At 49.3% G+C, this 23409-nt stretch carries 17 protein-coding genes and 13 tRNA genes; 11 read left to right on the top strand and 19 right to left on the bottom strand.

What is annotated here, in order from left to right; genetic code table 11:
* Positions 1-173 precede the first annotated feature (173 nt).
* From rsxD to nth, 4 genes are all read left to right on the top strand, one after another.
* A complete protein-coding gene (gene rsxD, locus CWB99_RS12685; RefSeq protein WP_138551583.1) occupies positions 174-1232 on the top strand; it encodes an electron transport complex subunit RsxD in 1059 nt (352 codons plus the stop codon).
* Complete coding sequence (rsxG, locus tag CWB99_RS12690) at positions 1229-1870, top strand: electron transport complex subunit RsxG (protein ID WP_138551584.1); 642 nt, start codon at positions 1229-1231, stop codon at positions 1868-1870. Before rsxD ends, rsxG begins: the two co-directional genes overlap by 4 nt.
* Positions 1863-2561 (top strand): electron transport complex subunit E, encoded by a 699-nt coding sequence (locus CWB99_RS12695; RefSeq protein ID WP_138551585.1) that lies wholly within the window; start codon positions 1863-1865, stop codon positions 2559-2561. Before rsxG ends, CWB99_RS12695 begins: the two co-directional genes overlap by 8 nt.
* A 68-nt stretch (positions 2562-2629) precedes the next feature.
* Positions 2630-3262 (top strand): endonuclease III, encoded by a 633-nt coding sequence (nth, locus tag CWB99_RS12700; RefSeq protein WP_138551586.1) that lies wholly within the window; start codon positions 2630-2632, stop codon positions 3260-3262.
* A gap of 58 nt (positions 3263-3320) precedes the next feature.
* On the opposite strand, the gene CWB99_RS12705 is transcribed toward nth, so the two are convergent.
* Complete coding sequence (locus CWB99_RS12705) at positions 3321-3998, bottom strand: hypothetical protein (RefSeq protein WP_138551587.1); 678 nt, start codon at positions 3996-3998, stop codon at positions 3321-3323.
* A 310-nt stretch (positions 3999-4308) separates the two neighbouring features.
* Here CWB99_RS12705 and CWB99_RS12710 point away from each other — a divergent pair, with 310 nt between their 5' ends.
* Positions 4309-5889 (top strand): L-lactate permease, encoded by a 1581-nt coding sequence (locus CWB99_RS12710; RefSeq protein WP_138551588.1) that lies wholly within the window; start codon positions 4309-4311, stop codon positions 5887-5889.
* On the opposite strand, the gene zigA is transcribed toward CWB99_RS12710, so the two are convergent.
* The 13 genes from zigA to CWB99_RS12775 all read right to left on the bottom strand — a co-directional run bounded on the left by zigA (position 5886) and on the right by CWB99_RS12775 (position 12359).
* Positions 5886-7097, bottom strand: coding sequence for a zinc metallochaperone GTPase ZigA (gene zigA / locus CWB99_RS12715; protein WP_138551589.1), 1212 nt, complete (start codon positions 7095-7097; stop codon positions 5886-5888). The genes CWB99_RS12710 and zigA overlap by 4 nt on opposite strands.
* 55 nt (positions 7098-7152) lie before the next feature.
* Positions 7153-7596, bottom strand: a complete 444-nt coding sequence (locus tag CWB99_RS12720; protein ID WP_138551590.1) for a TraR/DksA C4-type zinc finger protein — start codon at positions 7594-7596, stop codon at positions 7153-7155.
* Positions 7597-7746: 150 nt separating this feature from the next.
* Positions 7747-8547, bottom strand: a complete 801-nt coding sequence (locus CWB99_RS12725; RefSeq protein ID WP_138551591.1) for a hypothetical protein — start codon at positions 8545-8547, stop codon at positions 7747-7749.
* Positions 8548-8609: 62 nt separating this feature from the next.
* A complete protein-coding gene (locus CWB99_RS12730) occupies positions 8610-9164 on the bottom strand; it encodes a hypothetical protein (RefSeq protein WP_138551592.1) in 555 nt (184 codons plus the stop codon).
* Positions 9165-9293: 129 nt separating this feature from the next.
* Positions 9294-10874 (bottom strand): methyl-accepting chemotaxis protein, encoded by a 1581-nt coding sequence (locus CWB99_RS12735; protein WP_138551593.1) that lies wholly within the window; start codon positions 10872-10874, stop codon positions 9294-9296.
* A gap of 211 nt (positions 10875-11085) precedes the next feature.
* Positions 11086-11161: transfer RNA gene (locus tag CWB99_RS12740), tRNA-Glu, on the bottom strand.
* A 164-nt stretch (positions 11162-11325) separates the two neighbouring features.
* A tRNA-Glu gene (locus tag CWB99_RS12745) sits at positions 11326-11401 on the bottom strand.
* 70 nt (positions 11402-11471) lie between these two features.
* Positions 11472-11547: transfer RNA gene (locus CWB99_RS12750), tRNA-Glu, on the bottom strand.
* A gap of 70 nt (positions 11548-11617) precedes the next feature.
* A tRNA-Glu gene (locus CWB99_RS12755) sits at positions 11618-11693 on the bottom strand.
* Positions 11694-11847: 154 nt separating this feature from the next.
* Positions 11848-11923 (bottom strand) — tRNA-Glu (locus CWB99_RS12760).
* 67 nt (positions 11924-11990) lie between these two features.
* Positions 11991-12066 (bottom strand) — tRNA-Glu (locus tag CWB99_RS12765).
* Between the two features lie 70 nt (positions 12067-12136).
* Positions 12137-12212: transfer RNA gene (locus CWB99_RS12770), tRNA-Glu, on the bottom strand.
* A gap of 71 nt (positions 12213-12283) precedes the next feature.
* Positions 12284-12359, bottom strand: a tRNA-Ala gene (locus tag CWB99_RS12775).
* Positions 12360-12956: 597 nt separating this feature from the next.
* Here CWB99_RS12775 and CWB99_RS12780 point away from each other — a divergent pair.
* The 6 genes from CWB99_RS12780 (at position 12957) to CWB99_RS12805 (ending at position 15778) form a co-directional block, all read left to right on the top strand.
* Positions 12957-13032: transfer RNA gene (locus CWB99_RS12780), tRNA-Val, on the top strand.
* Between the two features lie 125 nt (positions 13033-13157).
* Positions 13158-13233 (top strand) — tRNA-Val (locus tag CWB99_RS12785).
* Positions 13234-13378: 145 nt separating this feature from the next.
* Positions 13379-13454: transfer RNA gene (locus CWB99_RS12790), tRNA-Val, on the top strand.
* 118 nt (positions 13455-13572) lie between these two features.
* Positions 13573-13648: transfer RNA gene (locus tag CWB99_RS12795), tRNA-Val, on the top strand.
* 128 nt (positions 13649-13776) lie between these two features.
* Positions 13777-13852: transfer RNA gene (locus CWB99_RS12800), tRNA-Val, on the top strand.
* Positions 13853-14143: 291 nt separating this feature from the next.
* The gene (locus tag CWB99_RS12805) at positions 14144-15778 is read left to right on the top strand and encodes a response regulator (protein ID WP_138552882.1); all 1635 of its coding nucleotides are present in this window, start codon (positions 14144-14146) and stop codon (positions 15776-15778) included.
* A 28-nt stretch (positions 15779-15806) separates the two neighbouring features.
* Here CWB99_RS12805 and msrB read toward each other — a convergent pair whose 3' ends face one another.
* The 5 genes from msrB to CWB99_RS12830 all read right to left on the bottom strand — a co-directional run bounded on the left by msrB (position 15807) and on the right by CWB99_RS12830 (position 23379).
* Positions 15807-16262 (bottom strand): peptide-methionine (R)-S-oxide reductase MsrB, encoded by a 456-nt coding sequence (msrB, locus tag CWB99_RS12810; protein ID WP_138552881.1) that lies wholly within the window; start codon positions 16260-16262, stop codon positions 15807-15809.
* Positions 16263-16433: 171 nt separating this feature from the next.
* A complete protein-coding gene (locus tag CWB99_RS12815; RefSeq protein WP_138552880.1) occupies positions 16434-16919 on the bottom strand; it encodes a DUF2919 family protein in 486 nt (161 codons plus the stop codon).
* A gap of 219 nt (positions 16920-17138) precedes the next feature.
* A complete protein-coding gene (gene ligA, locus CWB99_RS12820; protein ID WP_138552879.1) occupies positions 17139-19160 on the bottom strand; it encodes an NAD-dependent DNA ligase LigA in 2022 nt (673 codons plus the stop codon).
* Positions 19161-19241: 81 nt separating this feature from the next.
* Positions 19242-19955: a cell division protein ZipA gene (gene zipA, locus CWB99_RS12825; RefSeq protein WP_138552878.1), complete on the bottom strand. Its 714-nt coding sequence runs from the start codon at positions 19953-19955 to the stop codon at positions 19242-19244.
* A gap of 16 nt (positions 19956-19971) precedes the next feature.
* A complete protein-coding gene (locus CWB99_RS12830; RefSeq protein ID WP_138552877.1) occupies positions 19972-23379 on the bottom strand; it encodes an AAA family ATPase in 3408 nt (1135 codons plus the stop codon).
* Between the last annotated feature and the right edge of the window lie 30 nt (positions 23380-23409).

Below are 23409 nucleotides of genomic sequence, written 5' to 3' on the forward strand. Positions count from 1 at the left end.
GCCAAAGAAGCCGAGCAGCAAACAGGCGTTGAACCTGGCGACGCCTCGCACAGCACTCATGAAGCGCCGGTTAGCGCCGAAGAAAAACGTCAGGCCGCGATTAAAGCCGCTGTTGCACGCGCAAAAGCAAAAAAGCAGGCCGCAGCCGAAGACCAAGAAGGAAATGATCCGTCATGAAACTAACCATGGCTTCATCGCCCCACAATCACAGCCACAAAACCCTCAGCCGTCTGATGCTGACGGTTATCGCCGCCTGTATCCCGGGCATTCTGGTACAAAGTTACTTTTTCGGCCCCGGCACCCTGTTTCAGCTCTTGCTGGCACTGGTAACGGTTAGCGCGACCGAAGCCGCAATGATGAAACTGCGCAACCGCCTATTGTGGCCAACGCTCAGTGATGGCAGTGCCTGGCTGACTGCTGTATTGCTTGCTGTGAGCATTCCGCCTCTGGCCCCCTGGTGGGTCACCGTAATTGGCTGTGTGTTTGCCATTGCGATTGTTAAACAGCTGTATGGCGGGCTAGGCTTTAATCTGTTCAACCCCGCTATGGCCGCTTATGTGTTGCTGTTGATCTCATTTCCGGTGCAAATGACCAGCTGGACCCCCATCACCGAAATACAGGCAATGCCGCTGTCCGCTTTGGATCAACTGGCGCTCATTTTCACCGAGCAAACCCTGTCGGGCGTGCCGCTGGCTGAAGCGCGTCAGGTGATTGATGGCACCACCTCAGCCACCCCGCTGGACCATGTAAAAACGGCCGTATCACAAAATCTGACTGTTTCAGAAGCCACTAATAACGTTGCGTTCGGAGACTATGCCGGACAAGGCTGGCAGTGGGTGAACCTGGCCTATCTGTTGGGTGGTTTGTACCTGCTAAAAACCAAAGTCATTAACTGGCATATCCCCGTTGCTTTTATCGTGACCCTGGCGGTGTGCAGCGGCATTGGCTATGTTGTGTCACCTGCAACCCAGGCAGGTACGCTTTTCCACCTGCTCAGTGGTGCAACTATGCTGGGCGCATTTTTTATTGCCACCGATCCGGTATCGGCCAGTACCACCAACCGTGGCCGTTTAATTTATGGTGCGCTGATTGGTCTGCTGGTTTATCTGATCCGCCACTTTGGTGGCTACCCGGATGCCGTCGCTTTTGCCGTGCTGATCATGAACATGGCGGTACCTTTGATTGACTACTATACGCAGCCTCGTACTTACGGGCATGGAGCAAGCTCATGATCCTGTCATCGATGAAAAAGAACGGCCTGATCCTGACCGCCTTTGCACTGGCGACCACCGGCAGTGTTGCGCTGGTACAAACCTTTACGGCGCCAGAGATTGCCAAACAGGAACAACGCCATCTAATGCGCGTATTGACTCAGGTCATTCCAAAGGCGCAATACGACAACGAGCTTTACCTGGATTGTACTTTGAGTGATGCTCCAGAGCTTGGCCCCAATGGCCCGCATATTATCTACCGCGCGCGCTTACAGGATGAGCCCGTCGCCTTGCTGGTGCAACATATCACCCCACGTGGCTATAGCGGTAATATCGACATACTGAGCGCGGTCTATAACACAGGTGAAATTGCCGGTGTGCGGGTCACTCGCCACGAGGAGACTCCCGGGCTTGGCGATAAAGTAGAACTGGCCAAATCTGACTGGATCACCCGTTTCAGTGGAACAACCGTGACTCAGGAGCAAGACCCCGCTTTTAATGTACAAAAAGATGGCGGACAGTTTGACCAATTCACCGGCGCAACGATTACACCACGTGCCGTAGTGCAGAGCGTCAATGCCGCTGCCTGGTATGCTCGCAGCAACTTTGACGCGCTGTTCGCAGAGCCAAACCACTGTCAGGAGACCAGCGATGAGTGAATTTAAACAACTCGCCCATGAAGGTATGTGGAAGAATAACCCCGCACTGGTCCAGCTGCTGGGTCTGTGTCCGTTGCTGGCCGTCACCAGCACGATAACCAACGCTTTGGGCCTGGGGCTGGCAACTTTACTGGTATTGGTTGGATCCAATGTCACGGTTTCAGTCGTGCGAAACTGGGTACCTAAAGACATTCGGATCCCGGTATTTGTGATGATCATCGCCGCCTTTGTAACCATAGTGCAGCTGCTGATGAATGCTTACACTTTCGGTCTGTACCAGTCACTTGGGATCTTTATTCCGCTGATTGTGACCAACTGTGCCATCATCGGCCGGGCAGAAGCCTATGCCTCAAAAAACACACCACTGTTATCAGCCTGGGATGGGATCATGATGGGTCTTGGGTTCGGTGCTGTACTGGTATTGCTGGGTGCCATGCGTGAGCTGATTGGTCAGGGCACGTTGTTCGACGGGGCCAACCTGCTGCTGGGTGACTGGGCAACCGCATTACGCATCGAAGTCATAGAATTCGACAGTCAGTTTCTGGTGGCGATTCTGCCGCCAGGTGCCTTTTTAGGGTTGGGGTTAATCATCGCTGCCAAAAACTATATTGATGCACGTAAAGAGGCCCAGGCTGAGCCCGTCGCCAGCCCGGAAAAAGCCCCCCGAGCCCGGGTCACCAGCTTAGATTAACGCGCAGTGGGAGAGCCGTCACTCTCCTACTGAGCTCAGATAGGATCAACAGCAAGTAAGTCAGTACTATGAATAAAGCAAAACGACTCGAAATTCTCACCCGTCTGCGGGATGACAACCCTAACCCGGAGACTGAGCTGGAATACACCTCACCGTTCGAGCTGCTGGTCGCCGTTACTTTATCAGCCCAGGCCACAGACGTGAGCGTGAATAAAGCCACCCGTAAGTTGTTCCCAGTCGCTAACACACCACAGGGGATTATTGATCTGGGTGTGGATGGCCTGAGGGACTACATCAAAACCATCGGCTTATTTAATTCCAAAGCCAATAACGTCTACAAGATGTGCCATATTCTGATGGAACAGCATGGTGGCGAGGTCCCAGAGAATCGTGAAGCGCTCGAAGCCCTGCCTGGCGTGGGTCGTAAAACCGCTAATGTGGTGCTTAATTGTGCCTTCGGCTGGCCCACCATCGCCGTCGATACCCACATTTTCCGCGTGTCAAACCGAACCAAATTTGCCATGGGCAAAGACGTAGTTGCAGTAGAAGAAAAGCTCGAAAAGGTAGTCCCCAGAGAGTTTAAAGTGGATGTCCACCACTGGCTAATTTTGCTGGGCCGCTACGTATGCACCGCGCGCAAGCCCAAATGTGGCAGTTGTATTATTGAAGACTTGTGTGAGTTTAAAGAGAAAACAGAGTAAATACCTTGCTGCACAGTGGGTACAACTCCAGGCCCACCGCGCATCACCGCCACTCGCATTATTCGCTGTTTGCTGGTCGCCTGATCATCATTAACCTTTTAAGCAACACACTGCTGCCCAGCACATCTGTGATTTGATGGTACCAGTTGGTGTACAAGACCCTGATCACCCAGTAGAAAAGCACACCTATCATCAGATAAATCAGCGCATTACTGTCTATGAAATCCGGCCAACTGTCTGATGTATTGGCCGAGAAAGACATCACCGCGCCTAATAACGCAAAACACGCTCTCCACGTATGTCTGACCATGCGGTGCTTGCCGCTGAGTCCACCACTCAATATCATTTTGGCATCCAGACACGCAGCCATCGCGGCAATCACCGCATGAAGGGTAAATATGGTTTTGAATGTCGCCGAAAGCTCGGTGGCGGTATAAACAAAGTAAAACAAGTCAAAGCTGATATAGATGATCACCAGCATTGCAATGAACTCAAAAGCGCCCACTGAGCGCTCTTTTCTCAACACAACCGCCCAGGCTGTTGAGCCATAGTACAAGGTCAGCAACGCCATCGTCAGGCCGCCATTAAACAATGCAGCACTGCCCGCCATGACTAACATAGATAAGAAAAATAGATTTCCGGACCATCTGTGTCTGGTCGTTCCTTTGGCAAAACTCAACGCGCCTATGCCAAACAGCAATAAAAATGACCCAGCAATAATATGCAACGTCAGCATATCGCCTCCTTGTTATATCTGATACCTGTGAGCATTGATTTTATGCGCCGTTGCTCGCCAAAGTCAGGAGTTATCCACGCCTTCCCTGACTGAAATTTACACTAACAAGACACGTGTTAATTTAGTACATAAATTAAACGGCAAATCCAAATGAAGTGTTACAAACCATTACATTTGTGTCATAGCTGACCAATTTGTATGCTCTGCTTACCTGTATCACATCAAGTTCACATCCTGCAAAAGCTGCATATTCATTGTCTTATTGGCATGCTAAGCTCATCTCATTAAGTAATGGATTTCTTAAACTCTGATGACGCTACCACAACTGTTCACGGCCCTGGTGCCTATTCTCAGCGTATTTATTCTGCTGGTTTTGTTCAGGCTACCAGCCAAGCAGGCCATGCCATTTAGCCTGTTGGTTACCTCCTTATCGGCTTATTTTTTCTGGCAAGTGCCTTTGGGGCATATCACCGCCGCCACGCTGGAGGGGCTGGTCATCGCCCTGACCATAGTGTGGATTGTTTTCGGCGCGATTTTTTTACTGAAAGTGCTACAGCAAACCGGCGCTATCCATACCATTAAACACGGCTTTGCCGGGATAAGCCCCGACAAACGGGTGCAGCTGATCATCATTGCCTGGTTATTTGGCAGTTTTCTGGAAGGTGCCGCGGGATTTGGCACGCCCGCCGCCATTGCTGCGCCTTTGCTGGTTGCGCTGGGCTTTACGCCGCTGAGCGCTGTGGTGCTGGCACTGGTGGCCGACTCCAGTGCGGTCTCATTTGGTGCCGTTGGCACACCGGCAATTGTCGGGATCGGTCAGGGTGCGGCGAATATCGATTACGCCGAGGTTAAGCAGATTGCCTTAACTGCCATTGGTATTGATATCATTGCCGCCGCCCTGCTGCCTCTGATTATGGTTGTACTGTATTGCCGCTTTTTCAGCGACTCACCCAGCTGGCGTGCCGGGTTCGTTATGGCGCCTTTTGCGGTTTTCAGTGCGCTGGCTTTTACCCTGCCCGCCTATAGCGTCGCCTGGTTGCTGGGGCCGGAATTTCCCTCTGTACTGGGCGCGATGGCAGGGTTGGCTATCGTCTGCCCTCTAGCACGTAAAGGGTTCTTGTTGCCGAAACCTGAAGCCTCAACAACACCTCAAGCAGAAGATACGCATGTCCCCTCACTGAGCTTACTCAGAGCCTGGTTACCATACGTCTTAGTTGCAACACTCCTGGTTCTGACTCGGATCCCTGCGCTACCTTTTAAGGATATACTGCAAAGCGTGAACTTTGAATGGGATCAGATCCTGGGGTCAGCCATTTCTGTGAATGTGATGCCCCTGTACCTGCCTGGCAGTGTGTTTGTTGTGACCGCGCTCCTGGCACTTTGGCTGCAAAATGGCAAGGCGACGCAGCTTCGCATGGCCCTCAACAACAGTATCAGTATGTTAATCCCCTCTTTGATTGCGCTGAGTGCAGCGGTGCCCATGGTGCGCATCTTTCTTCACTCTGACGTCAACAACGCCGCTCTCCCAGCTATGCCTATGGCACTGGCCGAGACGGTTGCGATACATTTGAGTGATCTGTGGTTATTTATCGCGCCCTTAGTGGGCGCGTTAGGCGCGTTTATCGCGGGCTCGGCGACCTTTTCTAACCTGATGTTTGCCAGCTTTCAGCAAGCATTAGCGGCAGAAGCCGGGCTGGAGATGCAACTGGTACTGGCGCTACAAATGCTCGGCGCGAATGGCGGCAATATGATTGCGGTGGTGAATGTGGTTGCCGCCGCCAGTGTCGTCGGCCTGCACGGCAAAGAGGGTGATATTATTCGCTACACCCTGATTCCCATGCTCTATTACTGCCTGGCGGCCAGCCTGATTGCCTGGCTGATATTTACTTAGTGCTCCCAGGAAGGAAAAGGGTCCGGCAATGTTTTCCACACTTGCTGGCCTTTTAGGACTTCCTCTTCGCTGAGCAAACAGGCATTCAGACGGCGGATAATATCTGCTTTATCCAGCCCCTGACCAATAAACACTAACTCCTGGCGCATGTCGCCAAAAGGCTCAACCCAGTGCTCTTCAATGGCGGCAATATATTCCGGGTCTTCTGGCCACTGATCTCGTGGTACAGCTTTCCAAAATAATCCTGCTGCGCCATGCCTTGCTATACCGCCAGCCTGACTCCAGCTACCAGCAATCTGAGGTCTGGTGGCTAGCCAGAAAAACCCTTTTGAGCGGATAAGTTTGCCCGCCAGTTCGTCACTGTGTAAAAAATCATAGAATTTTTCTGGGTGAAAGGGTCTTCTGGCACAAAAGGTAAAGCTACTGATGCCAAACTCTTCCGTTTCCGGAATGTGTTCGCCCCGCAGCTCTTTGAGCCAGCCGGGTGCCTGCTGGGCTTTTTCAAAACTGAACTTTTTGGTATTTAACACCTGCGCCAGAGGGACCTTGCCATGTGCCATAGGTATTTGTTCAGCATCGGTATTAAGCGTACGCAGAATGCTTTGCAAACGTTTAAGATCGGTATCTGAGATCAAATCTGTTTTGCTGATCAGCAGTACATCGGCAAATTCAACCTGTTCAACGAGTAAATCGGCCACACTGCGCTCATCTTCCTCTCCTAAGCTCTCGCCGACATCCTGTAACGCCTCGGCCCGATCGTAGTCTTTCAGAAAGTTCACCGCGTCCACCACTGTGACCATGGTATCCAAGGTGGCAATGTCAGATAAACTTACCCCTTGCTCATCGGCAAAAGTAAAAGTTTCTGCCACGGGCAATGGCTCCGAAATACCGGTTGATTCAATCACCAGATAGTCATATTTACCCGATTTGGCCAGCCGATTGACCTCTTCAAGCAGGTCTTCTCTGAGTGTGCAACAGATACAGCCATTGCTCATCTCAACCAATTTTTCCTCAGCCCGGTTGAGACTCACTTCATTTTGTACCGTCGCAGCGTCAATATTGATTTCACTCATATCATTGACGATGACAGCCACTTTTAGCCCCTCACGGTTGCTCAGAATATGGTTCAGCACCGTGGTTTTTCCTGCCCCTAAAAAACCGGACAACACGGTTACGGGCAATAAATTTGATGTATTTAACTCAGCCATAGCTTGATTACCTTACACAGTTTTTGACGGTAGATTTGTGTGGATTCAAGTTCTGTCAGGCATCCCTGTTTTTGACGTACATGTGTTCTTTCAGCTCCGAACACAATTTTACGTCAGCGCATAATTCAGCAGTGGGCCTTGCCAGTAACCGGGCAATGCCTATCGGCTCTCCCGTTTCCTGACAATAGCCATATTCATTGAGTCGGATCCGCTCCAATGCCTGCTGGATTTTAGGTAACAGCTTTTGCTCACGGTCAACAATGCGCATCAGGATCATGCATTGCTCTTCCCATGATGCTCTGTCACTCAAATCAACCAATTCAGGCGGATCCATTATTTGTGCTTTGGTGTCGCGAATACGCGCTCTGGTAGAGTCATGTAACTCAATCAGATATTGCCTGAAAAATGCCAATTGTTCGGCATTCATATAATCGGATTCAGGTGCAGCCAAAATTTGCTCAGTTGTGAGCACTGAGGGAGTGGAATTAAGTGCTTGCATATCGGGAGCCTTGTCAGAACATTGAACTTGACAATGTTATATTATAACAAAACTACATTTAAAAGGATCACCCGATAAAAATTTATTTATTTGCTATACCGTGTTGCCTGAGTAAGTTGATAAAGTTTTGCACTACAAGTCAGGACAAGATCAATCGATATTTAGCTTACTCGCCAGAGACATATGATAATTTAGCAAAGTTATTTTTGCCTGTATCACCGCGGATCTATCCTTACTAAACCGGTTGAGCATCTGCTGGAACCGGACCTTGTCTGGGCTGGTTATCGCCAGGGATTCGAGCGCACTCAGCCGGACCAGCTCACTGTCGCTTTGGCTGGCTGACACGATCAGCTCTTGCACCTGATAAAGGCGCTCAGTGTTTCCCTCTAACTGGTCAACACTTTGTGTCATCAGGTGAATGGCAAAGCTTTGAAACAGCTCACCTTTGTGCTGGCTTTGTGCCATCAAATCGGTGAAGAAATGCTGGGATGCCAGCTGTGGCACTTCTTCAAGGTAGCGCTCAATGTCATCGAACTGAGCATAAACATCCCCCTGGGCAACACGCAGGCCTGTCAGCAGATGTTGCTCTACTACCCTGGCCATGTCCTGGCTGGCATAATTTGCCAGGTCAGGGTAAACATTACTGTCCAGTCCTATGTCATTGGCTATCGATATTAGCTCAGTCCGCTGCGAGTCCATTTTCGCTGAGTGGTGGCTGTTCTCAAGATGTGCTGACGAAGGTGTCTCGTCAATGTGTTCAGCGGGTATAGGACGAACAGGCTCCACAAGTGAAGGGGCTATTTCAATCACAGATGCGCTTGTCATGTTTGTGCTCTTGGTCACCTCTAAGGGCGTGTCGCTGAGCGTTGCTTCTTTTTGCAATAGAGCGGCTGCTACAAGAAAGCCAAGTGCAAAGCATAATACGTTTATCATCAGGTATTTCGCTTTCATTTTAACGCCTCTTAAAGCATTTTAAGGGCTGACTTTTAACGTTCAGCCCGATGAGTTTGCTGCTAGTGAATGTCGAATCTCACGCCCTGGCAGCCATTGTTGTTGTAGGCTGTTCCTGCGCTCTTGATTGACCAGAAAACTTCGCCACGTGTCGAGTTTGCATTGGTTGGTGTGAAAGTGCGTTTGCAGGTTTTGGTTTTTTTATTGTCCCAGACAGGCTTGCCATGTTTCAATTTTACGAAGGTGTAATCCAGTTCCATTTTATACTCTTCGTTGATATTCGCGCTCAGATCCGGGTAGAAACCGTGACCATACCCTGCCGTCAGGTTTTGCTTTCTTTTTTCACGAAATACGACCGTGTTATCACTTAATCGCTTGATCTTAAGCTCAACCGTGGTGACTGTATAACCGCCACGGTTGCAGTAAAAAATCATAGACTGATTACCACGCGTGGTATTCGCCCAGTTATAAGGTGCGACGTCTCTCCAGATTTCGCAGTCTTGTTTTTTGCCAGAGAAGTAACCACCATCAACCCCTGCGACGCTCGCTTGCGTATTGGCCAGTGTCATGACAAGCGCAGCGGCACCTACTTTTAAAGTTTTCTGTAAATTGCTCATTCGTTATCCCTTTGTGTGATTTTTATGTGCATATCCAGGTTAAAAGCGGCGATTTTGCCACATAAATTACCCAATCGAAATCATACCAGTAAGGAATAGTCTATTCACATATTTTTAATTTTTTTGGCGCTATCGACTTAGCCTCAACAAAAACTGATCGACCAATGATGCCTGATCTGCCAGCGCTTGCTCTGTGTTTCGCATTGCTGCTGTGGTGTTGTCTGCACTTTGCATCGACGCATTGGCCAGCTGAGAGATATTGACCGCCTTGTCGTTTATCTCGTTGCTTGCACCCGACATTTGGTCAGTTGCTGTGGCGATTTCGTAGTTCAAAGCAGAAATATCTTTCACCATATGCTCTATCGATGCCAGGTTCTCTTTGGTTTGTTCCGCTTGCGCTACACATTCATTAGACTTATCAACCCCATTTTGAATGGCCTCTACCGCGCGCTCGGCACGTTGCTTTAGACCTGCGACAATATCATCTATCTCTCTGGTCGATTCCTGAGTACGTTGTGCAAGGGCTCTGACTTCATCTGCTACCACCGCGAACCCCCTGCCCTGCTCACCAGCTCTTGCCGCTTCTATCGCAGCGTTCAGAGCCAGCAAATTAGTTTGCTCAGAAATATCTCGTATTACGTCAACAACTCCGCCGATTTGCACCGTTTGCTCATTCAATTGAGCAATATCATGTTGAGTACGACTCAATTCTTTGCATAGAGTGTGATTGATTTGCATGCTGGCCTGCACCACAGAGTTAGAATCCGATACCGAGCGCAATGCACCTTCTGAGCGATTCGCTGCGTCACTGGTATTGCCAGCAATGTCGGAAATAGCGGCCGTCATTTCATTCATGGCCGTAGCCAAAGAACCTGTCTGGCTCTGCTGTTCCTGTAACAACTCTGTGTTGCTGTAACATTCCGACACCGTTGCCTGCGCGTGCTGATCGACCAGCTGGCTGGCGTCCTGAACCCTGCCAAGTACGGCCCGTAACTCAGACCCCCGTGCCAGCAGTGCCAGCTCAATCGCTGCAACGTCATTGACTTTATTAAGGTAAATTTTTTGCATCAGTGGGTTGTCGTAGACTTGCCTGGCTTTTTCACTCAACCGACGAACTGGGGATAATCGCTGATATGTCAGTGCGAGTACGCCTGCTAGCAGCAATGTCTCCAGAATATAGTTCCATGGCGCAGGCAAACTGGTAAATACCATGCTCAAAATATAAGACACCACCAGGATCAACATCATCTGCGCAGACAAAGACAGAGACGAGCGGGTCAATTTAGCTGGTGCAACGCCCTTATCGAGCTGCTGATAAATATTTTCAGCCCGTTTTACCACACCCCGTTCTGGCTTGGTTCTGACCGACTGATACTCGGCGGTTTGGCCATGCTGATCTTTGATGGGGGTCACATAGGCATTAACCCAGTAATGATCACCGTTTTTGCAACGGTTTTTTACTATGCCCATCCAGGGCTTGCCGGAGCCAATAAACTGCCAGAGATCTTTAAAGGCAGCTTTGGGCATAGTTGGGTGACGTACCAGATTGTGTGGTTGACCTTCAAGCTCGTCCAGCTCAAAGCCAGCAACATCACAAAAGCTTTGATTCGCATATGTGATCCGCCCTTTGGTATCTGTGGTAGACAGCAGGTTATAAGAGACCGGATAATCATTTTCCTTATCCGTATAATCGGTACGTCTTTTGGCCATGATGCTCACCTAAAAAACGCGATACTAACCCATTTTTCGTAGCTGAGCTTGTTAATAAAGCCTTAACCTTGTTTTAAATCAAACAATTTAAGTAAATGAAATATATGAAAAATTTCATTAAAATGTTGGTTTTTAAGGTTGATAAGATTTACAGGAATAGAAATAGTTAAAAAGGGAGTGTTATTGAGAGAAATAGTATTACTAAGAAGAGTGGCGTCCCCTAGGGGATTCGAACCCCTGTTACCGCCGTGAAAGGGCGGTGTCCTAGGCCTCTAGACGAAGGGGACGCAGAATTTGTCTAGCAAATCACTGATTTGCTAATTCTGCGTTGAGGTGAGTCTTTTGCCAGCAAAAGCGAACGGCATTATTCTCTCTCTTACAGAATGTTCTGTGTCACTAGGACTGGTTATTTAAACTCTTACCATACGAGTTTTGTACTTACTAAAGTAAGTGGCGTCCCCTAGGGGATTCGAACCCCTGTTACCGCCGTGAAAGGGCGGTGTCCTAGGCCTCTAGACGAAGGGGACACTGGAAGTGTCACTAGGACTAGTTGTTTATACTCTTACTATACGAGTTTGGTACTTACTAAAAAGTAAGTGGCGTCCCCTAGGGGATTCGAACCCCTGTTACCGCCGTGAAAGGGCGGTGTCCTAGGCCTCTAGACGAAGGGGACACTGAATGTGTCACTAGGACTGGTTATTTAGGCTCTTACCATGCGAGTTTGGTACTTACTACAAAGTAAGTGGCGTCCCCTAGGGGATTCGAACCCCTGTTACCGCCGTGAAAGGGCGGTGTCCTAGGCCTCTAGACGAAGGGGACAAAAAGTTTGCTTATTGAAGCACCGCTTCAATAATTTTTTGTTAGCGTGAAAGTCGAGCCAGCGAGACCGAACTTCCTTTAACAAAATCTTTTGTCACTAGGACTGGTTATTTATACTCTTACCATGCGAGCTTGGTACTTACTAGAAAGTAAGTGGCGTCCCCTAGGGGATTCGAACCCCTGTTACCGCCGTGAAAGGGCGGTGTCCTAGGCCTCTAGACGAAGGGGACACTGAATGTGTCACTAGGACTAGTTTTTTATACTCTTACTATACGAGTTTGGTACTTACTAAGTAAGTGGCGTCCCCTAGGGGATTCGAACCCCTGTTACCGCCGTGAAAGGGCGGTGTCCTAGGCCTCTAGACGAAGGGGACACTGGATGTGTCACTAGGACTGGTTATTTAGACTCTTACCATATGAGTTTGGTACTTACTAAAAAGTAAGTGGCGTCCCCTAGGGGATTCGAACCCCTGTTACCGCCGTGAAAGGGCGGTGTCCTAGGCCTCTAGACGAAGGGGACACAATCATTTAGAAACAGCATTCGAAGCCAGTTCCAAATATTATATCACTAGGACATTTATGCACTGAATTTGGTGGAGCTAGGCGGGATCGAACCGCCGACCTCTTGCATGCCATGCAAGCGCTCTCCCAGCTGAGCTATAGCCCCTCACCAGTAGCAATGAAACTGTAACGCTGCATCGCTGAGTGCGGGGCGCATTCTATGCATCACAGAAAACAAAGTCAACACCTTTTCTGCAAGTTTTTTCTAACTGCTGTAAAAACACCCCAAGAGCACAGAATATAAGCGAATTGAGCGACTCAATCAATAGAAGTGCCTGTTTTTGCTCAATTTAAAGCCAGTTATTCTCGATTATGTATATCCTTCTACTTGATCTCTCAGTATTTTGAACAAGGAGACACACACTGCTACTCAATTGGGCACAGATAAAAAGCCAGAATATCCATTGGACAACTCATTTCTTTTGCAAGCGGATCTCCACCTCGAAACAAATGCTTTTAACTCCCCCGCCCAACCTTCCTGCCTAAAAACAGCACTCAACATCTTCACCACCCCGCCGCTCACTTTACCTGGTGGACAATATATTGCTTAGACATATAATGAAGAGAAATACCTAAAAAACGAACACCTGAACACAAAAGAAGCATACAGATAAAAAATCAGGATTTTGTGTTGACTCCTTTGAAAGGAAACATATAATAGCGCCCCACAACGACACGGCAATGTGTCTTGTGTTTCGAATGTGGGTTGTTAGCTCAGTTGGGAGAGCATCGCCCTTACAAGGCGAGGGTCACTGGTTCAAGTCCAGTACAACCCACCACTAATTTGGTGAACTTGGTCGATGCAGCATCGCGCTCATTATTACCAAGGCAAGGGTTCTGAATTAAAGTCAGTACAACCCACCATAATTTTGGTGAAACTTATTCACATTTGAAAGAGCGTATTGGGTTGTTAGCTCAGTTGGGAGAGCATCGCCCTTACAAGGCGAGGGTCACTGGTTCAAGTCCAGTACAACCCACCATAATTTGGTAAACTTGGTCGATGCAGCATCGCGCTCATTCTTACCAAGACAAGGGTTCTGAATTAAAGTCAGTACAACCCACCATAATCTTTCTTTCTAAGAAGAAAAAAATTATGGCTCAATACGCAAAAGTCAGAATAGTTATGGGTTGTTAGCTCAGTTGGGAGAGCATCGCCCTTACAAGGCGAGGGTCACTGGTTCAAGTCCAGTACAACCCACCAATAATTTGGTGAACTTGGTCGATGCAGCATCGCGCTCATTCTTACCAAGGCGAGGGGTCTGATTTAGGTCAGTACAATCCACCATAACTAAAACTAAACTCTGACAAAATTTTAAGATGGGTTGTTAGCTCAGTTGGGAGAGCATCGCCCTTACAAGGCGAGGGTCACTGGTTCAAGTCCAGTACAACCCACCATTAATTTGGTGAACAACTTGGTCGATGCAGCATCGCGCTCATTCTTACCAAGGCAAGGGTTCTGAATCAAAGTCAGTATAACCCACCATTTCTTCGGAAATACAGAGTATGTACCTGCATCTATGCATGGGTTGTTAGCTCAGTTGGGAGAGCATCGCCCTTACAAGGCGAGGGTCACTGGTTCAAGTCCAGTACAACCCACCATCACTTCAAAATAGTTAGTCAAACTCTCTTTAGTCTATGATCCATTATCTGATCGATGCGGCATCGCGTTCATACCTAATCAAGGCGAGGGTCACAGGGTAAGTCCAGTACAACCCACCATCATTTCAAAGATATAATTATTGGTCGATGCGGCATCGCGCTCATCCAAAACAATGCCTGGCCCCCTACTTTCTCTGTATTCTAACCAAGCTTTTTAATCCTTATGTTTCAAAAGAAAAGATAAACGACTAGACTAAAGGCATTCCGAGTTTATTCCTTACCCTTTACTCTATGCCTGTTCAACCCTTTGTAAATGCAAAAATTTTGATCGTGGAAGAACAGCAACTGGCGCTGAGCTACATTAAACAGTCGCTGGACCAGTTGGCTTATAAAAACGTTCAGTTTGCCGAAAATGCCCAACTGGCAAAGGAAAGCTGTATCCATCATAAATTCGATTTGATTATCTGCTCGTTTGACCTAAGTAAACGTCAAAATGGTTATCAGCTTTACGAAGAGCTACTCAAAAAGCGCCTTATCCGCCAAAGTACCGGATTTATTTTCACCTCAGCCGAAACCAGCCCCGAACTGGTGCACAGTATTGTAGAATTGCAGCCTGATGACTTCCTGGTAAAGCCTTTTAGTATTAAAGAGCTCAAAGCACGCATCGAGCGTGTTTTAAAGCGTAAACGTAGTCTCAAAACGCTCTACAATCTAATTGACGACGAAAACTACTCTAAGGCACTCAAGCTTATTAACTCAGAGCTTGAAAGCGGTGAGCACGCTTACAGCCCGATATTACTTAAGCTTAAAGGTGAAACACTGTTAAAGCTGAAACATTATGACGAAGCCAAACAGTTCTACCGCTCCATGCTCGAGTTACAAAAATTTACCTGGGCTAAGCTCGGCCTTGTAGAAACCTTAATTGCAAATAACGAAGATATTTTGGCGCAAAAAATGCTGAAATCCCTGATCGAAAAAAGTGAGACTCGCCTGGCTGCTTTGGATTTATTGTCCCGGCTTGAATTAAAGCTTAACCAGTTTGAAGAAGCACAGGTATCTTTGGTACAGGCCTCGCAGATTGCACCACGCAATATCGAAAGGCAGAAATCCCTCAGTACCGTTGCGCGCATTAATCATGATTATGAGTGCAGTTACAACGCACAAAAAGAAATTGCCAATTTTGCCCGTTTTTCGATGCATGACAGCCCAGAGGTTTATTTAAATGCCGCACGTGCCGGGATTGACTTCGCACTTAGCACAGATCAACATGAACAGATCACCCGCCTGACCCGGCAGACCCAGCAGTATCTGAGCGATCTAAAAAAGCAGTTCCCCAATGCCAATAATCAGACTCAAATTGACGTGCTCAATGCTCGGTTACATTACCTCAAAGATGAACATACCAAAGCGCGACAACTGATGGAGCAGCTGGAGGATGAACCTCAGATCCGTTCTGTTGATGCAGCGCTGGATAAAGCGAAAGCGTTCCATGAACTGGGATTTCAGCACAAGGCTGAGGCCCTATTTGGCCAGATAATCACACATTGCGAGCGTCATCAACAGCAAGATGACCCCACTTTTATGCACCTGCTGCAGCAACAGCAGGATGAGCGTCGTCATATCACAATGGGGCCCAAAGAGCTCAATAATCATGCGGTGAAACAATTCCAGAAAGGGCAGCTCGACGTCGCGCTGGAAGCCTTTACACAGGCCTTTAGAGTAATGCCAAAAAATGCCAGCATTGCCCTGAATCTACTACAGTGCCTTGCAGATGCGACAGGAAAGAAAGCCGCTACGTTTAACTCAAACCTGGCGGCGAAGTGCTACAAAACACTGAGCGCAGCTCAGCTTGAGCCTGAACAGCAGGAGCGATTCGACAAGCTACAGGCTCAATTAGAAGAAATGAATCTGGATTTCAGACCCTGATGGGACAGGAGCAGCTAAGCAAGCGCGATTAGTGTGTGCCCTCTTCTTGCTTTTTCAGTGCCAGCGCATTCACGCAATAGCGCAATCCGCTTGGTTTAGGGCCGTCTGGAAATACATGCCCGAGGTGAGCATCACACACATTGCAAACTATCTCAACTCTGTCCATACCATGCGATCTGTCTAGTCGGTATGCAACAGAATCTGCGCTACGGGGCTGAGTGAAAGACGGCCAGCCAGAACCACTGTCAAACTTCTCATCCGCATCGAACAAGAGTTGGTCGCAACAAGCACAGTGATATTTACCAGGTGAAAAAACGCTGCAGCTTTGTGAACTGAATGGGCGCTCAGTCCCACGGTTTCGGGTGATATGAAAAACAGAAGGTTCTAATAAGGCCTGCCACTGCATCAGGTTTTTTTCAACCCGCCTGGGCGGCTGTGGGTTGCCATTATCTGCAAAGCGCAGAATATCTCGCCAAGTCAACATGTCTCGTTCTCCGGTTGATGTAGAGTTACTCCATATTGGCAAACACATAAGTTTTGTCTTATTGTTATAGAGTGTCATAGGCTAATCTGGATCAGATTAGCTTTATATTTTTACGCCAATATGAAAGCCACATTCTCCCTAATGTTTAGTTGTCAGCCCGTCAGCGTCAAGTCAATTATTTTCAGGTTCAGGCCAATCCCCAAAAAAACACGTTAAGTATCGACTTTTGAGTAAATACAAAATCACCCAGCAGACCAGCACGGCCTGAATGGCCAGATAGAAAGAGAATTGATAGTGTGCCTGAACAATTTGCATCCCCAGCCAGGCCAGGTCCAGACAGGCGGCGATCAGCAATGGCCAACGCATATGACGCCAGTAGCGGGCTAACTTAGGTGAGCTGGTTGGCCTGCGCAAAGAAAACAGCACAGTCGGGATCAGGGCCAGACTGGCTATCATAACTGCCACAAAAAAATGCTGCTTTGAATGAAAAAATAATGACATGAGGTCAAGGTCCGGACGCCAGGTCAGGGCTGACACCAGCCACAAAAACAACGGCCTGAGCAACACCAGCAAGGTCAGGTTAAAACCAACAGGCGTGCGATATACCCCGTATTTATCCCAGTACTCGGGCCCATACCCAGCCTGTAACTTGCTCATACCACTTCTCTCATTTTATGGCGGGCTAACCTGCCCGCCTGTTGTTTATACCAATTTGCTTAATTAAGTGTTCTATTTTGAGGCGAGAAAATAAGGTCGATAACTAGGCAAAAATTTGCGAACTCATACCTTAGATATAGGGTCTAAATGAGAGATTTTTAACACCGTTAGCGCCCTATTTGCTCCTTCAAATTGAACAGGTATTAAGTGAAACTGGTATTACCCCTGATGTGAGTCAAGCAATGCAATCAGTGCTGCTTCATCCAGGATATCGATCCCAAGATCCTGCGCCTTAGTTAGCTTAGACCCCGCTTTTTCGCCTGCAACCAGCGCATGAGTGTTTTTCGAGACACTGCCTGACACTTTGGCCCCGAGCGCCTGCAATCGCGCTTTAGCGTCGTTGCGGTTAAGCTGGCTCAGCGTCCCCGTCAGCACGTAAGTCAGGCCAGCCAGTGGCTGTTCACTTTCTGCTTTTGCCTCAATTTCAGGCCAGTGCAACCCTTGCTCAAGCAAGTCACTCACCACTTTTTGATTGTGTGGTTCACTGAAAAACGCATGAATATGCTGGGCAACGACGACACCCACATCACTCACTTCCTGTAGACTCTCAATGGAGGCATTCATCACCTTTTCAAGCGTCAGATAGTGATTTGCCAGGTTTTGTGCAGTGGCCTCACCCACTTCGCGGATCCCAAGCGCATATAAAAATTTAGCCAGCGTTGTTTGTTTTGCCTCTTCAAGTGCACCAACCAAATTCTTGGCCGATTTAGGCCCCATACGCTCAAGCGACTCAAAATGCCCCTGACGCAGGGTAAACAGTTCAGCAGGTGTCGTGATCAATTCCCGCTCAACCAGTTGCTCAACAATCTTGTCGCCCAGGCCGTCGATGTCCAGTGCCTTACGCGAAGAAAAGTGTTTAATCGCTTCTTTGCGTTGTGCGCGGCACACTAAGCCACCGGTACAACGTGCAACGGCTTCACCCTCTACACGCTCAACATGGGAGTCGCAAACAGGGCAGGTGTCCGGGAAAGTGATGTCGCGGGCATCTTCAGGCCTTTTTTCAATTACCACCTGAGTGATCTGCGGGATCACGTCACCTGCACGTCGGATGATCACGGTATCACCCACTTTGACACCCAGACGCTCGATTTCGTCACGGTTGTGTAAAGTCGCATTCGACACGGTGACGCCGCCAACAAATACCGGCTCCAGTCGCGCAACCGGCGTGATGGCGCCTGTACGGCCCACCTGGAACTCCACATCCAGTAACTGCGTTAGTTCTTCCTGTGCCGGGAATTTAAATGCAATGGCCCAGCGTGGGGCACGTGCAACAAAACCCAGTTGCTCCTGAAACGGTTTATTATCAACCTTGATGACCACGCCATCTATTTCATACTGCAACGCGTCACGCTCGGCCATAATGGCTTCGTAGTATTGATAAGCTGCACTGGCCCCCGTCACTCGTTTTGTTTGCGGGCACATAGGCAACCCCCAGTCTTTTAACTGCTGTAACTGAGCAAAATGGGTATCAGCCAGCTCAGCGCCCTGCACCACGCCCATTGAATAGGCGTAAAACATGAGTGGACGTTTGGCGGTTATTTTAGGGTCCAGCTGACGCAGACTGCCCGCCGCAGCGTTACGCGGGTTGGCAAAGGTTTTTTCATCACGCTGCGCTGCGGTTTCGTTCAGCCGTGCAAATCCGGCCTTGTCCATAAAGACTTCACCGCGTACTTCCAGCTCAGCAGGGATATCTTCACCACGCAAACGCAGTGGAATATTACGTATGGTTTTCACGTTTTCGGTGATATTTTCACCTACCTGGCCATCACCTCGGGTTGCCGCCTGAACCAGAACCCCATCACGGTAGAGAATAGACACAGCCAGACCATCCAGCTTTGGCTCGCAACAAAAATCCAGCTCGTCGTTGTGTAGCAGGCGCTCTTTAATGCGACGATTAAACGCATTGAATTCAGCTTCATCAAAGGCATTGTCCAGAGACAACATAGGGACCTGATGCGTTACCTGCTCAAATTTGCTTAGCGCAGCGCCACCCACTTTTTGTGAGGGAGAATCCGGGGTTAGATAGTCAGGATGCTGGGTTTCCAGCTCAATCAGAGCGCGCATTACCCGGTCATATTCGGCATCGGGTACAGTAGGCTGATCCAAGACATAATATTGGTAGTTATAACTTTCCAACTGTTGTCTTAATTCATTGATTTGTTTGCTGATAGTTTCTGACATTACAACCTCTTAATAACACAAAAAGCCACGGAACTAAGTCCGTGGCTCTGTCGCATATATGCCCGCAGGCAGTATTAACGCTTAAACGGTATATTCACGCACCTTTTCAACGTAGGCACGGGTGGTATTCACCGTGAGTGGCTCACGATTGCTGTCCAGCACACTGGCACCAAACTCATCGGCCAGCTTTTTCGCGGCGCTGTGAAGCATATTGAACGCCGCCATGCTGTCGCCTTCACACGGCAACGTCATAAACAAGCTAACGCCTCCGGTGCTGAACTGTTCCATATTATCGATATCGAATGTACCCGGGTTATACATATTCACTAATCGGAACAAGACCGGGCCATTGCCGGATGACTCAACATGGCGATTGAAAAAGCCTTCATCCGAGTACTTAAAGCCCAGACTCAATACACAAGGCAACAGCTTAGAGCCTGCCATCGTCAGGCCTTCTGGCATGTCAATGTGTAAAATAATAAAGTCCTGGGGCGCAACCTCTTGCGGTGCTTGCTGCTCAGTGTCGACCTGTTCCACCGGTGCGTCTGAGACTTCAGTATGCTCTTCAGTCGGCGTCGGCTCTTTGTCTTCATCGACGGCAGAGAAACTCATTTCATCCAGTTGTGGTTCTTCCTCGCGCTGCGGCTGAGGCGCGGCTGCGGGTTTCTTCGTGGCTGCGGGGTTATCGGTATCCTGATTCTCTTTTTTTCTTACCGACCATAAGCCATGTATCAATAATCCACCAATGATCAGTGCACTGATCACGATTAATGCCCATCTTAATTCTGTGGCCATTGCTCACCTTTACTTATTATGCATGCGCCATTTGCACTGCTTGTTCTATGTCTACGGCAACCATACGTGAAACCCCGGGTTCCGCCATGGTTACCCCCGTCAGCCGGCCCGCCATTTCCATCGCGACCTTGTTGTGGCTGATGTAAATAAACTGCACCGTTTGCGACATTTCCTCGACCAGTCGGCAAAAACGCCCAACGTTCGCGTCATCCAGCGGTGCATCTACTTCATCCAGCATACAAAAAGGAGCCGGATTTAGTCTAAATATTGAAAATACCAATGATAATGCGGTCAGGGCTTTTTCTCCACCACTTAACAGATGAATTGTCGAGTTTTTCTTACCCGGCGGTCTTGCCATGATGGTTACACCGCTTTCTAACAGATCATCACTGGTCAATTCCAGGTAAGCACTGCCGCCGCCAAATACTTTGGGAAAGAGCTCCGCCAGGTCCTGATTAACCTGATCAAAGGTAGTTTTAAAACGGCTACGTGTCTCGCGGTCTATCTTACGAATGGCCCCTTCCAGCGTCTCAAGTGCCGCGCTGAGATCCTCCAGTTGTTCATCGAGATAGCGCTTACGCTGCTGTGCCTCATCATATTCTTCAATCGCTGCGAGGTTAACCGCCCCCAGCAAACTCAACTGTTGCGCAATACGAGTCAGCTTGCCCTGATGACTGCTCGCCTGCGCATCTTCCGGCAGCTGTGTTAACACGTCTTTAAGTGTCTGACGAAGCTCAGTTAAGGGTTCCAGCGCTGCTTGCGCCTTCACCATCAGGCTTTGCTCCTGTAGTGCTAACTGCTGGCGTTGCTCTTTAAGCTGTGCGCTTTGTGCCTGGGCATCTTTGAGTGCCAGCTGTTTATCACTGAGTTGTTGCCTGGCGTCGCTCAACTTAGCAGCCGTATCCTGTGACGCCTGCTCCAGTTCTGTATGACGGTTCAGCAGCTCGGTTTGCTGTTGTTCCAACTCAACTCCGGGCTCATCGCAGCTGCTTAGTTGCTGCTGCACCTGAGCCAGCGCTTCAGTGCCCTGCTTCAGGCTTTGCGCCAGGTGGCTGAGTTTAGTCTGACCCAGTTGTGCATCACTTTGCGCCTGCTGGAGCTTCATTTTGGCCTGATGGTACTGCTGCTGAATATCACGCTGCTGCTGTTGCTGCTGCTGATGTGCCCGTTTGAGTGCTTCAAGGGACTCGTTTTGCTGATTCACCTGCTGTTGTAACTGTTCCTGTGCTTCCTCAGCTTGCCAAAGGGTCTGTTCACTTTCTTCGAGCTGAGCCACCAGCAGTTCACTTTGCTCATCCAGCTCACGCTGATTACCCTCAAGCTGGCTGCTTTGTTGCTGCCAACTGACTTGCTGAGCGAGTAACATATCGACCCGGGTCTGGCTGCTGGCCACCTGTTTGGCCGCCTCATGGACCGCTTGCTTGTTCGCTTCGAGCTGTTGTGAACACGTTGTCACTGCAGATTCTAAAGGCGTCAGTGACGCTTCCAGCTCACTCAGATGCGCTTTAATCTGGGGCAGCTCCGCCTGGTGAGTGCGCAGTTCGCTATAGTGGGCAAGCAGACTCCCCGACTGCGCATCACCCTCTTGCGCTTGCCAGTTGCCACCATACAAATTCCCCTCGTTATCAATAGCGGCAAAGAATGGCTGACGCGCACTAAACTGGCGAGCCTCGCCCAGCCATTCAATCTGATTTAAGAAGTCCGGGTAAATTTTTGAGTGAATAAGGGTCGCCACACTGCCCGGCGTTTTTTCATCGACCTGAGCTGCCCAAATGCGATTGACATAGTCTTGTTTAGTGATCCGCAGCGACCCAAGCCCCAGCATGGCACGCTCTACGATCGCTTCGAAGCCCGGCTCAACTCTCAGCACACTCAGCAAAGGTGAACCAGGTGCATCCTCGCTGTCACCTTGCTGAGTATGGGTGAGCTTTTCCAGCGCCTGAACCTGAGCCTGTGCCTGCCCGAGTCTGACTTGTTGTGCCTGAAGCTTTTGCTGCAATGCCGCTTTTGCCTCGCTCAGGCGCTGCAACTCAGTGCTAAGGCGCTGGTTTTCCTGTTGCGAGATGGCCATGGTATGCACCAGTTCCTGATGGGCCTTTTGTTGCTGCGTCAGCGCTTCGTCAGGGTTTTGTGTGCTAAGCTGCGCCAGCTGATGCGCCAGCTGTTCCTGCCGCTGGCTCAGATGCTGTTGTTGTTGTGTCAGCCGTTGCACTGCCAGGTGACACTGCTGAGTATGTTGGCGTGCCTTATCCAGTGCCTGCTGTGTCGCCTGATCCGCCGCTTCGTGTGCTTGCACTTGCTGCGCTTTATCATCAATCAGTAATTCACTTTCAGCCAGCTTTTCGGCACTGATCTGTGTTGCTTCCTGATGCACTTCACATTGCTCAGCAAGCTCTGCGCAATGCTGCTGTTGTTGTTCATATAACCCCTGGGCCTGCGCAATTTCTTCGCTCAACTGAGTTTGTTTATCTGTCAATTCGCGGCGTTTTTCGCTCAGGTGGATCTTCTGCTGTTCAATGCGCGTTAACTGGGTTTGTGTGTTGTGAAGCTGCTGCTGTAATTCTGTCTGCGCATCACTGAAGTGGGTAACCTGTTGCTCAAAGGTTGCCAGTACATCGTCATGTCCGCCGTGGGCTTGCTCTAAAAAAGTCAGCTTGTCGTTTAACTTAGCTATCTGGCTGGTTTTTTCCTGCTGCTTGGCATGCAGTTCCTGCCATTTTAGCACTGCCAGCTGGCCTTTCAGGGTGCGTTCCTGCGCCTTAAGGTCACGGTACTGACGTGCAGCTTCGGCCTGTTTGGCCAATCTGTCGAGCTGATTTTGCAGCTCCTGACGCATATCCAGCAGACGTTCCAGGTTTTCTCTGGTGCTTTTGATCCGCGTCTGAGTTTCCCGGCGGCGCTCTTTATATTTGGAGACCCCAGCGGCTTCTTCCAAAAAGATGCGTAATTCCTGCGGTTTGCTCTCTATCAGGCGCGAGATCATCCCCTGCTCAATGATGGCATAACTGCGCGGGCCAAGACCGGTTCCCAAAAAAATATCTGTGATGTCACGTTTGCGGCATTTACTGCCATTGAGAAAGTACAGTGACTGACCGTCCCGAGTCACCAGCCGCTTAATTGCAACCTGAGTACGGTCAGCCATAGAACCGGGCAAACGCCCCTGAGTATTATCAAACAGCAGCTCTACAGAGGCCTGGGATACTGGCTTACGGTGGGTCGAGCCATTGAAGATCACGTCCGTCATGGCATCGCCGCGCAGGTTTTTAGCGGAGCTTTCCCCCAATACCCAGCGCACGGCATCAATCACGTTGGACTTGCCGCACCCGTTGGGACCAACAACACAGGTCATTGGCTCCGGAAAGGGTATTTTAGTCGGCTCTACAAAGGATTTGAAACCGGCCAGTTTAATGCTGCTCAGGCGCATAACAACAACAGCTTAATGACAAACGCAATA

Origin of the sequence: Pseudoalteromonas rubra (assembly GCF_005887095.1) — a bacterium.
Lineage (GTDB): Bacteria > Pseudomonadota > Gammaproteobacteria > Enterobacterales > Alteromonadaceae > Pseudoalteromonas > Pseudoalteromonas rubra_E.

What these genes read in the sequence shown, in the direction of transcription:
- rsxD (WP_138551583.1), top strand. Translation starts at nt 174, where the DNA reads ATGAAACTAACCATGGCTTCATCGCCCCACAATCACAGCCACAAAACC.
- CWB99_RS12695 (WP_138551585.1), top strand. Translation starts at nt 1,863, where the DNA reads ATGAGTGAATTTAAACAACTCGCCCATGAAGGTATGTGGAAGAATAAC.
- CWB99_RS12830 (WP_138552877.1), bottom strand. Translation starts at nt 23,379, where the DNA reads ATGCGCCTGAGCAGCATTAAACTGGCCGGTTTCAAATCCTTTGTAGAG.
- CWB99_RS12710 (WP_138551588.1), top strand. Translation starts at nt 4,309, where the DNA reads ATGACGCTACCACAACTGTTCACGGCCCTGGTGCCTATTCTCAGCGTA.
- CWB99_RS12815 (WP_138552880.1), bottom strand. Translation starts at nt 16,919, where the DNA reads ATGAGCAAGTTACAGGCTGGGTATGGGCCCGAGTACTGGGATAAATAC.
- zipA (WP_138552878.1), bottom strand. Translation starts at nt 19,955, where the DNA reads ATGGCCACAGAATTAAGATGGGCATTAATCGTGATCAGTGCACTGATC.
- CWB99_RS12720 (WP_138551590.1), bottom strand. Translation starts at nt 7,596, where the DNA reads ATGCAAGCACTTAATTCCACTCCCTCAGTGCTCACAACTGAGCAAATT.
- CWB99_RS12730 (WP_138551592.1), bottom strand. Translation starts at nt 9,164, where the DNA reads ATGAGCAATTTACAGAAAACTTTAAAAGTAGGTGCCGCTGCGCTTGTC.
- zigA (WP_138551589.1), bottom strand. Translation starts at nt 7,097, where the DNA reads ATGGCTGAGTTAAATACATCAAATTTATTGCCCGTAACCGTGTTGTCC.
- CWB99_RS12735 (WP_138551593.1), bottom strand. Translation starts at nt 10,874, where the DNA reads ATGGCCAAAAGACGTACCGATTATACGGATAAGGAAAATGATTATCCG.
- CWB99_RS12705 (WP_138551587.1), bottom strand. Translation starts at nt 3,998, where the DNA reads ATGCTGACGTTGCATATTATTGCTGGGTCATTTTTATTGCTGTTTGGC.
- CWB99_RS12725 (WP_138551591.1), bottom strand. Translation starts at nt 8,547, where the DNA reads ATGAAAGCGAAATACCTGATGATAAACGTATTATGCTTTGCACTTGGC.
- CWB99_RS12805 (WP_138552882.1), top strand. Translation starts at nt 14,144, where the DNA reads ATGCCTGTTCAACCCTTTGTAAATGCAAAAATTTTGATCGTGGAAGAA.
- ligA (WP_138552879.1), bottom strand. Translation starts at nt 19,160, where the DNA reads ATGTCAGAAACTATCAGCAAACAAATCAATGAATTAAGACAACAGTTG.
- rsxG (WP_138551584.1), top strand. Translation starts at nt 1,229, where the DNA reads ATGATCCTGTCATCGATGAAAAAGAACGGCCTGATCCTGACCGCCTTT.
- nth (WP_138551586.1), top strand. Translation starts at nt 2,630, where the DNA reads ATGAATAAAGCAAAACGACTCGAAATTCTCACCCGTCTGCGGGATGAC.
- msrB (WP_138552881.1), bottom strand. Translation starts at nt 16,262, where the DNA reads ATGTTGACTTGGCGAGATATTCTGCGCTTTGCAGATAATGGCAACCCA.